We start from the raw sequence: 11,128 nt of genomic DNA on the forward strand, positions 1-11,128 counted from the left end.
GGTGAGAAAAATGTATGCAGCCATGTTAAATAAGAAATTAGTCCTTGCAGTTGACGAAGCATGTTTAGTTAATGCAAGGCAAAAGAAATTGAATCGTGATAATTATCACTGTCCACATTGCAATAAAAAAGTAATTTTGGTTATGTCGGAGCAAAAAGCAGCCTTTTTTAAGCATCTTGTGAAGTACAGTAACTTAATGGGTGAAAAAGAGGAGCATCACCAATCGAAAATGCTGTTGAAGTCAGCTTTGACGGCAGCTGGTTTTCCGGCAGAAGTTGAGATTCCATTAGCTGAAGGACAATTGCGTGCAGATGTCTTAGCAACTGCTAAGTTAGCGTTTGAAGTTCAATGTGCGCCGTTGAGTCAACAAGAATTTAACCATCGGCATCAGCTTTATCAAAAAATTGGTGTAAAAGATATTTGGATTGTGGGACAGCGACACTATTTGAAACGGCGATTGAAACGCACACAGTTGATTTTCTTTCGACAAAATAAAGCTTGGGGGAATTACTATTTAGAAATTAATCCACAGAGAAATCGTTTTTGCTTAAAATATAATGTTTTAGAAGAACCGGTAGCTAATAAATTGGTTTATCAAAGTAAATCATTTATCCTTGATGAATTGGGGATAAAAGATTTTTGGCGCTTTAAGCCATTCAAAAAAGAATATTCTTTGAACATTGCAACTCAAAGAAAATATTTACGCCAGCAAATTATGCAAAAAACAAAGTTAGGATTGAAAATAGGAGAGATGCTTTATGAACGCAAATTAACTCTTGATGATTTACCTGATAAAGTTTTTGCTACTTGGCGTAACCCAGGTGAAAGAGATCGGGTTAGTGATTTTTTGCAAAAATAAAACGCCTTTAGATAAGGCGTAAATGATGCTCCGCAGGTAAATAGTCTGAAAAACACTTTTGACAATCTGGAAGCATTAGATTAACTAAATCCTGTTGATTGATTGGTCCCTCTAGCAATACTCCATTTTGCTCGTTGTCTTCGTTAAAGATAACGGTGGTAGGAGTAGCTTTAATATTCCATTGGTTGGCTAGTTTTTGATCTTCTTCAATAGAAGTACGCAGGTAATCAGTTTGTTTGATTGCCTGAATATCCGCATCCTTGATATGTAATTTGTTTGCGATCCGCTTAAGCAGCTCAGGTGTATAAGCTGAAGCATCTTTGCTCAAGTTTTTTTGTAATTCATACAGGTATTGACGGGCTTTTTTGTTGCCATAGGCCAGCCTAATCGCGTGGTAATTTTCTAATGCTTCATAAGTTGCTCTAGAAAAATTACTAATATCAGGCAACTTCTGGTCATCTTTGCGTCGGCGAATCGCATCATCATTGATTAAACAAACATTTGCAATGGGAATATAGTGATAACAAACGTCGACCCCTAATTCATCAACGGTTTTACGAATCTGTTTTTCAGTGTTATAACAATAAATCCCTATTGGATTGATGAATAGAAAAATCTCAAACATAATCTCGACCTCTTTGGTGATTTACTATTAGTTACTTTAGCAAGAAAAAAAATAAGTGACAAAAAATATGCCTTATTTTCTATATACTATTTTTGGTGAGCGCTTGCACGAGCTATTTTGCTTTGATTAGTGTTAGCAGCCGTTTGTTCAAAGTCATATTCTTGTTCAAGTTTAGTTAATACTGTTTGAATTAAAGCAGGATTAGTATTTTCGATTTCTAATTCAAAATCTTGATAGTTATCTGGATAAGACGTAGCATCTAGAGTTAATTCACAGTTTTGTGGCCCGTTCATCAAAATTCTGCGGGTTTTGCTCCAGGTGAAAAGACGTAGCTTTTTTTGGTCATTGGCAAAATGATTATCTAGATATGCGCCAATATTACCAGTGAATTTAAAATGCTTTTTTGCTACTAATTTTTTAGCTTGAGCGTGAGTTAATTCATCATTAATTTCAATTACTTCATGGAAATTCTTTTGTACAGGATTAGGATCCGGTACCTTCATTGTTTGCTCTGCGTGAGTAGCATAGATTCGAATACGCAAGCTAATTTGATGATTTTTTAATAAATCATCTGCTGTATCAAAATAATAATTTTCTTGGGTAAAGTCACTTTTGATTGGAAAAGCGGCAGTGATCTGATCATAAACGCTTTTATTTAAAAGAATTTTTGCTTCAATTTCTCGATTTTTACTCATCTGTTTTTCCTCCGAACTGTTTAACTTAATTATATGGTAAAATGAGTTTGTTTGCTTAAGAAAGGAATGTTTTCTCATGGAATTAGATTGGGATAACTTCTTGTGGCCTTATAACGAAGCTGTTCGCGAGTTAAAGGTTAAATTTCGTTCCCTTAGACAAGGCTTTTTAACTAAGGGAGAACATTCACCTATTGAATTTGTAATTGGCCGGGTAAAGACAGTTGATTCTATCAAGGAAAAAATGAAACGGCGAGTAATTAGTCCTGATGTCATTGAGACTGATATGCAAGATATTGCAGGGATTAGGATTGTTACTCAATTTGTAGACGATATTTATAAGGTAGTAGATTTGATTCATGCTCGGGATGATATGGAAGTTGTTGAGGAGCGTGATTATATTCAAAATGCTAAGCCGAGTGGATATCGGTCATACCACATGGTGATTAACTATACGGTTTACTTACCAGAAGGTCCGAAAAAATTAATTGCGGAAGTTCAGATTAGAACTATGGCAATGAACTTTTGGGCTACTGTCGAGCATACTTTAAATTACAAATATCAAGGTGTCTATCCTGATGACATTTCGGCTAGATTAAAATCAACGGCTGAAGCCGCTTATAGACTAGACGAAGAAATGTCGTCAATTAAGGATGAGGTCCAAGAAGCTCAGAAAATTTTTACCAAAAATAAGGGCAAAGAAAAATTATGAAAGTAACAATAGCGCATAATAACTATGATGAAACGTTAAAGACAGTTGCGCAGCTTAAGAAGCTGCTTCAGGAAAAGGGCTTTATCTTTGATGCTAGATATCCTGATGTAGTGATCACTGTTGGCGGTGATGGCACCCTCATCAATGCCTTCCACCGTTATGAAAATCAAGTAGATTCTGTGCGCTTTATTGGGATTCATACTGGCCACTTAGGTTTTTATACTGATTGGCGTAACTATGATATTGAAAAAATGGTTGATGCTTTAGCAGTAACCAAGGGTGAACCAGCGAAGTATCCTTTACTAGAAATAAAGATGCTTACTGAATCAGGTGAAACTCATTACCATTTAGCCGTCAATGAATCAGCGGTTAAAAGAGTTTCACATACATTAGAGGCCGATGTGTACATTAATGATCAATTATTTGAAAACTTTCGAGGCGATGGTCTTTGCGTTTCAACACCAACAGGTTCGACTGCTTATGGCAAATCACTAGGTGGTGCAGTAATTCATCCCCGGCTAAAAGCGTTGCAAATGACTGAAATTGCCTCAATTAATAATCGAGTTTTTAGAACTTTGTCATCACCAATTGTGATTGCGCCTGATCAATGGATTTCAATTGTTCCTAATGCAGATCATTTTGTGATGACAGTTGATGGAGCAAGAATTGATGTACGTAATGCTAAGAAGATTGAATATCGAATTTCGCGGCATTCGATTCAGTTTGATCAATTTGGCCACCATCATTTTTGGTCACGCGTACAAAATGCGTTTATTGGAGATAATGAAAAAAATGACTAGTTTATTTAAACTAATTGTGCAAGAAAGAGACCCCAAAAAGCTGGGTCCTTTTTTGTTAAAAAATGGTTTTTCGCATCAAGCGTTAAACAATGCTAAACACCATCATGGCATGATTTTAGTAAATCATAAAAGAAGATATACTAGCTTTAATTTGCGTGCTGGGGATGAAGTGATTTTTATCAGTGGTGAAGAAAAGAAAAATGATTTTTTAAAGCCATCGAATAATCCAGTATCAATTGTGTTGGAGAATAAAAATTATCTTGTAGTTAACAAACCTGCAGGTGTGTTGTCAATTCCCTCACGCTATGAAGATGATGATGCGGTGGTCAATCGATTGTTGGGTTATTTTGTCCAAAAAGGACAGAAAAATTTGAAGCCGCATGTTATTACTAGATTAGATCGAGATACATCTGGTTTAGTATTGGTGGGGAAAAATGCAATTTCCCATGCTCGTTTTAGTAAAATTGGCAAGGAGAAATTTGTCAAAAAATATCATGCAATTGTACATGGCAATTTTGCTCCGAATGAGTTAACTGGTTTAATTGATCAACCGATTGGCAAAAAGGGTAGTGGAGTTAAACGTGCGGTAGTGGCAGATGGAAAGGACGCTCAAACCGCGTATCGCGTCCTAGATCAGGTTACAGGTGCTAGCTTGGTAGAGTTACGCTTGCTTACCGGTAGAACCCATCAGATCCGTGTTCACATGGCTTATCTGGGACACCCCTTATATGGTGATCCTTTATATGGAATTCAAGATGGGTTTTCACGCCAAGCCTTAAATTGCTTTTATTTAAATTTTCCGGATCCATTTAGCCAGCAAAAATGTAAAACAATTGAGTTGAATGATCCAAAAGATATGCAAGAACTGTGGCAGAAACTAATTAATAAAGAATTCTAAAGTTATTAGCTAAAACTTCTAAAAAACTTGCATCCAGTAACCGCTTTCTTTAGAATTAAAGCGTAATGTTAAAAACTATACTTATACAGAAAAGAGGATATCTTTATGTACTATTCCAATGGTAATTATGAGGCTTTTGCGGATGCCAAAAAGCCCGCAGGCGTAGATAAAAAATCTGCTTATATTATTGGTAGTGGTTTAGCCGGTCTTTCTGCAGCTGTCTTTTTAGTTCGTGATGCACAAATGAAGGGTGAAAATATTCATATCTTAGAAGAGCTACCCGTAGCTGGTGGTTCACTTGATGGTGCTAAGCGTCCTAATGCAGGTTTCGTGGTTCGGGGCGGCCGCGAAATGGAGAACCACTTTGAATGTTTGTGGGATATGTACAGATCGATTCCAAGTTTGGAAATCCCTGGCGCATCATACTTAGATGAATATTATTGGCTTGATAAAGAAGATCCTAACTCATCCAATTGCCGTCTAATTTATAATCGCGGTGATCGCTTACCAAGTGATGGTCAATATGGTCTAGGTAAGTGCGCTAATGAAATCGTGAAGTTAATCATGACACCGGAAAAGGAACTCCAAGGTGAAACAATTGAAGAATTCTTCAGTGATGACTTCTTTAAGACTAATTTCTGGACATACTGGGCAACAATGTTTGCCTTTGAAAAATGGCACTCAGCAGCCGAAATGCGGCGTTATGCAATGCGTTTTATTCACCATATTGATGGCTTGCCTGACTTTACCGCATTGAAGTTTAACAAGTATAACCAATATGAGTCCATGGTTAAGCCACTTTTGGCATATTTAAAAGATCACGGTGTTCAATTTGAATATGATTGTCACGTTGATAACGTGGTTGTTGATCATGAGGGCAAGCGAAAGGTTGCCAAGAAGATCGTGATGACCAAGAATGGTGAGCAAAGTGATATTGATTTAACCCCAGATGATATTGTCTTTGTGACTAACGGTTCAATCACTGAAAGCTCTACTTATGGTGATCAAAATACCCCAGCACCAATTACTCACGACAAGGGCTCTTCATGGAAATTATGGGAAAATTTGGCTAAACAAGATCCTGACTTTGGTCATCCAGATGTCTTCTGTGAAAACTTGCCAGAGCGTAGTTGGTTCGTATCAGCTACAGCTACCTTGGAAAACAAGAAAATAGCTCCATACTTTGAACGCTTGACTAAGCGCAGCCTTTACGATGGTAAAGTTAATACTGGTGGAATTATCACTGTTGTTGACTCAAATTGGGAACTTAGCTTTACCATTCACCGTCAACCTCACTTTAAGAGCCAGAATCCAGATCAAATCGTTGTTTGGATTTATGCTTTGTATTCTGATACTGAGGGTAATTACATCAAGAAGAGAGTCGTTGACTGTACTGGTAAAGAAATTGCCGAGGAAATGCTCTATCACTTAGGCGTGCCAGAGAGTCAAATCAGCGAATTGGCTAGTGAAGAAAATATGAATACCGTACCAGTTTACATGCCATATATCACTAGTTACTTTATGCCTCGTCATGATGGGGACCGTCCAGATGTTGTTCCAGAAGGATCAGTTAATATTGCCTTTATTGGCAATTTTGCCGAATCACCAACTAGAGACACTGTCTTTACCACCGAATATTCTGTTAGAACTGCCATGGAAGCTGTTTATACATTGCTTAACGTTGACCGTGGTGTACCTGAAGTATTTGACTCAATTTATGATATTCGTCAATTGCTTCGTGCGATGTACTACATGTCTGACAAGAAGAAATTAGTTGATCAAGAGATGCCATTACCTGAGAAGTTAGCTCTCAAAACAGGGATGAAGAAAATCAAGAGAACTTGGGTCGAAGAACTGTTAGAAGAAGCTAACTTAGTTTAAATATGCTAGGCATAATAAAAAAGCTTGAGTAAATTCAAGCTTTTTTTGTACGCTTTTTGATTGCTCTCAGACTAAGCAAAATAGCTACTGCAATTAAAGCAATGACAACGAATGAGATTACAACTTTAATCAATCGTGGTCCGTCTAAGTGCAAGATTGAATCGCCACCATAAGCATATAAGTAAGCGAAGGGGATGACACCGATAATGATTGGTATTAGCTGTTTTTTACGTTGCCCCTTATTAATCATAATGTTGACATAGCTAACTGTCGCACTCGGAATAAATGGAATCATATATCCAATAATTAATCCAAGCATTGGTGATTTTAATCCAGTCAATAACTTATAAACTTTACTGTTAGACATCTTTTTCATGTCATAGAGCTTTTGCAAAAGTTCCATTAAAATTATTTGGCCTAAAATGTCACTGATCCAATTAACAATAAATCCCCAGGCAGGGCCATAAAGGATTCCGTTGAGAACACAAAAGATTCCGTTGGATAAGCCAGGAATTGCTACACAGATCGCATTAAGTAAAAATAAAAAGGCTAAGTCTTCAATACCATGGCTACGGACCATGTTAACGAGTACTTCTTCATTATGGTGATCAAAATGAAGTAATAAATTCAATTCAGGACGGTAATTTAAATAGAGTTTATACAGAAGTAGTAACCCTAATATCCCGCCAAGAATGAAAAGTAATATTCGAATTATTTTTCTTTTCACTTTGTCACCTTCTTATATTTTGTTTCATTTATTTCTATTTTACTTTAAGTTGTAGGAATAAAAAAGCCATGACGTTCTATTGCGCCATGACTTTGGTACTAATGTTAATTACTATTTGGTGAAAAGAACGCGAGTGCCTTCTGGTACGGAAATTTCTTTTTGAATAGGAGTTAGGCTACCAGTACCAGCGTTTCTTGTGTAAAGAGTAGCATTATCTGTATTTTGATTAGCGACAACGACGTAGCGCTGATCTTTATCCCAATTAAAATCACGAGGGAAGTCACCAAAAGTGGATACACGTTGAACCAGGCTCAAAGTATGATCGTCGTTAACTTTGAAGACAGCAATTGAATTATGTCCCCTGTTGGAAGTGTAAACATATTTGCCATCTTGACTAATATATAAGGCAGCAGCTCCGTTATGGTCAGTAAAATCAGCAGGAATTGTCTTATAAGTAGCAATATTTTCAAAGTCCCAAGTGTCTTCGTTAAATTTAACGACATTGATTTGACTAGAAAGTTCACCGACAACGTAGAAGTAATTGCCATCTTTACTGAAGACGATATGACGTGTACCAAAGCCAGTTTCGCACTTATATTGAGCAATGTGTTTTAATTGATCATTTTCTAATCTATAAAAATCAACGGTATCATTGCCTAGATCACAACTAACCAAGTTACCAGCTGGGGTTTCATCAAAGAAGTGAGGGTGAGGACCGTCAACTTGTTCAGGACGCGGACCCAACGTTTCAGCTTTGTGAGTTATAGTATCAACTAGATCGAGCTTGCCACTGTCGTTGTAGCGGAAAACGGACAAGACAGCAGTATGATAGTTAGCAGTGTAAATCAACTTTTTGGTGCGGTTAATTCCTACATAAGCTGGCGAAGAGCCTAGAGTTAAATAGTGGTCAACTTCGTTTGCGCCTTGATCACTTAATTGAAAGACGCTGATTCCACCTTTATCGCCAGCGTTATTAACAGTAAAAATTAAATTACCATCTTTTCGGAAATAAGTTGGACCACCAACGCTAATAATATTCTCAGCTTTGCCTAAACGGGCATCATTTGCTGCACCGGTAATAGGTAATTCATAAATCCCTTTGGAAGTTTTTTTGGTGTAACCTCCGATTAAAACCTTCATATATGTGGGCCTCCATCTCTAAATAAAAATAAGTCTAAAATAAAGTATAGCATGAAAGCGGATTAGACGCTTAAAAACACGATTTCCTGTTGAGCAAAAAATAATCGCCGATTTTGGGCTGCTTAAGTTTTTAAGCAGCTTTTCTTATGCTAAAATTATTTTTAAGGAGAGATTATATTATGAAATGGATTGCAAATATTAAAAAAATTGGTAAAAAGGCCGTCGATAATAAAGATGGCATGGTAATTTTATTTGGCGAGGGTGCTAATAAGGATTTGGAAGACGTTTCTGTCATTCAAAAATTCAGTACTGAGACGCCAGTTAGTGGTTTTGTTTTTAAAAAAGGCGATACAATCACTGTTGATGGTCAAACCTATGTTGCAAACTATGTTGGTCCGATGGTAGAGAGCAACATGAAGGCATTGGGACACGCAACCTTGTTCTTTAACCGTCCCGTTTCTAAGACGCCACTTGCTAATGCGATCTACTTTGATCCGGATATTGATCAACCATTACCTAATTTTAAGGTTGATGATGATATTGTTTATGAACACATTTAAAAATTAGGATGAATAGATGGAAAATAACCAACATAGGGGTGGAACTGTTTTTAAAAAATGGTTCTTAGATAATCGTTTTAGTATTGTTTTATTAAACGTCCTGCTATTCTTTTTAATTATTTGGGTCTTTAATAAAGTATCTTTTGTATTGAATCCTGCCTGGATCTTCTTTAGTGCAATTTTACCGCCATTATTATTAGCGGTAATTCAGTACTATATCATGAATCCGGTTGTTGATTGGTGTGAAAGAAAATTTAAGATTCCGCGAGTGGTGACAATTATAGTTTTATTCTTACTAGTAGTTGTCGCATTAATTTGGATTATTAATATCTTGGTTCCAATTGCACAGAATCAGATTAATTCATTGATAAAGAACTGGCCTCATATTTGGAATGATGCGGTTAATGCAACACAAAATGCGTTGCAAGATCCGCGTTTACATTCATTTAAAGGCAGTATCAAAGGCATGATTGATAATACGCAGAAGACCTTATTTAAGTCTGGACAAAGTACCATCAATGCAACTATCGGCAATATTTCATCTGCCGTCAGCATTATTACAATGGTGGCTATGACTTTGTTAACTGCACCGTTTATTTTATTCTTCATGTTAAAAGATGGTCATCAACTGCGGCCATATATTACCAAGTTTGCACCTGAAAAGTGGCAACCTAGTTTTAGCAAATTATTATATGATATTAACTATGCTGTTGCTTCATATGTCCGTGGTCAAATTACTGTTGCCTTTTGGGTAGGTGTGATGTTCTCATTGGGTTACATTCTAATTGGTTTACCATATGGCGTGGCTTTGGCAATTTTAGCTGGGTTTATGAACTTAATCCCATACTTTGGTACACCATTAGCAATGATTCCTGTAATTGTAATTTCAATTATGACTTCAGGTTCAATGTTAATTAAGGTCTTAATTGTTTTTGCTATTGAACAAACAATTGAATCAAGAATTCTTAGCCCATGGGTAATGGGGAATAAAATGGAAATGCACCCAATTACAACAATTTTACTCTTGATTGGTGCTAGTGCCGTCTGGGGATTATGGGGTGTAGTTTTCGGTATTCCAATTTATGCGATCTTGAAGATTATTGTGTCTCGCGTGTACAATTATTATCGAAGAGAGTCTAAACTCTTTGAAGAGAATGCTGTTTCTTCGACCACGGGGGATGCAGATCATGACGAAAGCGAATAAATACTAGATAGTTTTAAAGCGTGGCTTAAAAGCTACGCTTTTTTTGATAAGGAGTTTTTTGAATGACTAATCATGTAGTTTTGTATGAACCATTGATGCCAGCTAATACTGGTAATATTGCTCGTACTTGTGCGGGGACTAACACTGTCCTTGATTTGATTGAACCACTTGGTTTTCAAATCGATAATAAAAAAATGAAGCGAGCAGGTCTTGATTATTGGGACAAGGTCGATGTACGCAGACATGATGACTTGAATGCCTTTTTGAAGACCTTAGGGCCTAATGATGAGATGTATTTAATTTCTAAATTCTCATCAAAAAATTATGCACAAGTCGATTATACTGATCCTAACAAGAATTATTACTTTGTTTTTGGTAAAGAAACAACTGGTTTGCCAGAAACTTTTATGCGTGAATACTATGACCGTAATTTACGTATCCCAATGTCTGATAACATTCGGTGCTATAACTTGTCTAATTCTGTAGCAATGGTTTTGCTAGAAGCTTTACGCCAGCAAGGTTTTCCTAATATGGAAACAACCCATCATTATGAAAATGACAAGTTAAAAGATGACTATGATCGTCCTGAAAGATATGAACGTAATCTAGGGGAGAATAAATAATGGATTTTGAAAAACAGACAGATATTATCGTACAGGCATTTCATTATGATTTAGTTGATGAAGATACCAAACCAATTAGTGACGTTAGACCAGGAATTAGAAAATTAGATGTTAGCGGTGACGATGAGCATTCAGAAGAAAATGGTAGTTACTATGATGTTGCTATTCAATATGATGTAATTCCTGCACCAGCTATGTTTGAAGCAAGCGGCTTGATTCATCAAATCGTGCAATTAAAAGATTACCATGGTGATGGCTCTGACATTAGTAATTCAGATTGGCAGTTACTAACTCGACCATTAGTTGAGCAACTTGAGACCTTGATCTATGAAACAACCCAATTAACTTTGGGTCAGCCGGTTAACTTGAACTTCAAGGCTGAATTCGATAATTAATCAGGTGAGTAC

General features: G+C 36.6%; 13 protein-coding genes. 9 read left to right on the plus strand and 4 right to left on the minus strand.

The genetic code is table 11. The features are described 5' to 3' along the window. Positions 1-10 precede the first annotated feature (10 nt). On the plus strand, positions 11-859 hold the full coding sequence (locus CP352_RS01030; RefSeq protein ID WP_089143530.1) for a competence protein CoiA: 849 nt from the start codon (positions 11-13) through the stop codon (positions 857-859). 7 nt (positions 860-866) lie between these two features. Here the strand turns inward: CP352_RS01030 and CP352_RS01035 are convergent, their stop codons facing one another. Both CP352_RS01035 and CP352_RS01040 read right to left on the minus strand, forming a co-directional pair. Beyond that, positions 867-1,484 (minus strand): DsbA family protein, encoded by a 618-nt coding sequence (locus CP352_RS01035; protein WP_061204538.1) that lies wholly within the window; start codon positions 1,482-1,484, stop codon positions 867-869. A gap of 86 nt (positions 1,485-1,570) precedes the next feature. After that, entirely contained in the window at positions 1,571-2,179 is a 609-nt protein-coding gene (locus CP352_RS01040; protein ID WP_013086040.1) for a CYTH domain-containing protein, read from the minus strand. Between the two features lie 76 nt (positions 2,180-2,255). Here CP352_RS01040 and CP352_RS01045 point away from each other — a divergent pair, with 76 nt between their 5' ends. The 4 genes from CP352_RS01045 (at position 2,256) to CP352_RS01060 (ending at position 6,467) form a co-directional block, all read left to right on the plus strand. Continuing rightward, positions 2,256-2,888: a GTP pyrophosphokinase family protein gene (locus tag CP352_RS01045; RefSeq protein WP_005718615.1), complete on the plus strand. Its 633-nt coding sequence runs from the start codon at positions 2,256-2,258 to the stop codon at positions 2,886-2,888. Continuing rightward, entirely contained in the window at positions 2,885-3,688 is an 804-nt protein-coding gene (locus CP352_RS01050) for an NAD kinase (RefSeq protein WP_005718616.1), read from the plus strand. The genes CP352_RS01045 and CP352_RS01050 overlap by 4 nt, the downstream gene beginning before the upstream one ends. Continuing rightward, the gene (locus CP352_RS01055) at positions 3,681-4,586 is read left to right on the plus strand and encodes an RluA family pseudouridine synthase (protein WP_089143529.1); all 906 of its coding nucleotides are present in this window, start codon (positions 3,681-3,683) and stop codon (positions 4,584-4,586) included. The genes CP352_RS01050 and CP352_RS01055 overlap by 8 nt, the downstream gene beginning before the upstream one ends. Positions 4,587-4,691: 105 nt before the next feature. Next, entirely contained in the window at positions 4,692-6,467 is a 1,776-nt protein-coding gene (locus CP352_RS01060; RefSeq protein WP_089143528.1) for an oleate hydratase, read from the plus strand. A gap of 34 nt (positions 6,468-6,501) precedes the next feature. Here CP352_RS01060 and CP352_RS01065 read toward each other — a convergent pair whose 3' ends face one another. Continuing rightward, on the minus strand, positions 6,502-7,194 hold the full coding sequence (locus CP352_RS01065) for a TVP38/TMEM64 family protein (RefSeq protein WP_035443123.1): 693 nt from the start codon (positions 7,192-7,194) through the stop codon (positions 6,502-6,504). A gap of 111 nt (positions 7,195-7,305) precedes the next feature. Continuing rightward, positions 7,306-8,334 (minus strand): lactonase family protein, encoded by a 1,029-nt coding sequence (locus tag CP352_RS01070; protein ID WP_089143527.1) that lies wholly within the window; start codon positions 8,332-8,334, stop codon positions 7,306-7,308. A 179-nt stretch (positions 8,335-8,513) separates the two neighbouring features. On the opposite strand from CP352_RS01070, the gene CP352_RS01075 reads away from it, so the two are divergent. The 4 genes from CP352_RS01075 (at position 8,514) to CP352_RS01090 (ending at position 11,116) form a co-directional block, all read left to right on the plus strand. Further along, positions 8,514-8,894 (plus strand): PTS glucitol/sorbitol transporter subunit IIA, encoded by a 381-nt coding sequence (locus tag CP352_RS01075; RefSeq protein ID WP_005721518.1) that lies wholly within the window; start codon positions 8,514-8,516, stop codon positions 8,892-8,894. A gap of 16 nt (positions 8,895-8,910) precedes the next feature. Continuing rightward, on the plus strand, positions 8,911-10,098 hold the full coding sequence (locus tag CP352_RS01080; protein ID WP_005718622.1) for an AI-2E family transporter: 1,188 nt from the start codon (positions 8,911-8,913) through the stop codon (positions 10,096-10,098). A gap of 62 nt (positions 10,099-10,160) precedes the next feature. Next, positions 10,161-10,721, plus strand: a complete 561-nt coding sequence (locus tag CP352_RS01085) for a tRNA (cytidine(34)-2'-O)-methyltransferase (protein WP_005718623.1) — start codon at positions 10,161-10,163, stop codon at positions 10,719-10,721. Next, the gene (locus tag CP352_RS01090) at positions 10,721-11,116 is read left to right on the plus strand and encodes a DUF1149 family protein (protein WP_005718624.1); all 396 of its coding nucleotides are present in this window, start codon (positions 10,721-10,723) and stop codon (positions 11,114-11,116) included. The genes CP352_RS01085 and CP352_RS01090 overlap by 1 nt, the downstream gene beginning before the upstream one ends. The last annotated feature ends 12 nt before the right edge of the window (positions 11,117-11,128 follow it).

Source organism: Lactobacillus sp. UMNPBX1, assembly GCF_002554085.1.
Lineage (GTDB): Bacteria > Bacillota > Bacilli > Lactobacillales > Lactobacillaceae > Lactobacillus > Lactobacillus crispatus.

What these genes read in the sequence shown, in the direction of transcription:
- CP352_RS01045 (WP_005718615.1), top strand. Translation starts at nt 2,256, where the DNA reads ATGGAATTAGATTGGGATAACTTCTTGTGGCCTTATAACGAAGCTGTT.
- CP352_RS01070 (WP_089143527.1), bottom strand. Translation starts at nt 8,334, where the DNA reads ATGAAGGTTTTAATCGGAGGTTACACCAAAAAAACTTCCAAAGGGATT.
- CP352_RS01030 (WP_089143530.1), top strand. Translation starts at nt 11, where the DNA reads ATGTATGCAGCCATGTTAAATAAGAAATTAGTCCTTGCAGTTGACGAA.
- CP352_RS01080 (WP_005718622.1), top strand. Translation starts at nt 8,911, where the DNA reads ATGGAAAATAACCAACATAGGGGTGGAACTGTTTTTAAAAAATGGTTC.
- CP352_RS01055 (WP_089143529.1), top strand. Translation starts at nt 3,681, where the DNA reads ATGACTAGTTTATTTAAACTAATTGTGCAAGAAAGAGACCCCAAAAAG.
- CP352_RS01035 (WP_061204538.1), bottom strand. Translation starts at nt 1,484, where the DNA reads ATGTTTGAGATTTTTCTATTCATCAATCCAATAGGGATTTATTGTTAT.
- CP352_RS01090 (WP_005718624.1), top strand. Translation starts at nt 10,721, where the DNA reads ATGGATTTTGAAAAACAGACAGATATTATCGTACAGGCATTTCATTAT.
- CP352_RS01075 (WP_005721518.1), top strand. Translation starts at nt 8,514, where the DNA reads ATGAAATGGATTGCAAATATTAAAAAAATTGGTAAAAAGGCCGTCGAT.
- CP352_RS01085 (WP_005718623.1), top strand. Translation starts at nt 10,161, where the DNA reads ATGACTAATCATGTAGTTTTGTATGAACCATTGATGCCAGCTAATACT.
- CP352_RS01050 (WP_005718616.1), top strand. Translation starts at nt 2,885, where the DNA reads ATGAAAGTAACAATAGCGCATAATAACTATGATGAAACGTTAAAGACA.
- CP352_RS01060 (WP_089143528.1), top strand. Translation starts at nt 4,692, where the DNA reads ATGTACTATTCCAATGGTAATTATGAGGCTTTTGCGGATGCCAAAAAG.
- CP352_RS01040 (WP_013086040.1), bottom strand. Translation starts at nt 2,179, where the DNA reads ATGAGTAAAAATCGAGAAATTGAAGCAAAAATTCTTTTAAATAAAAGC.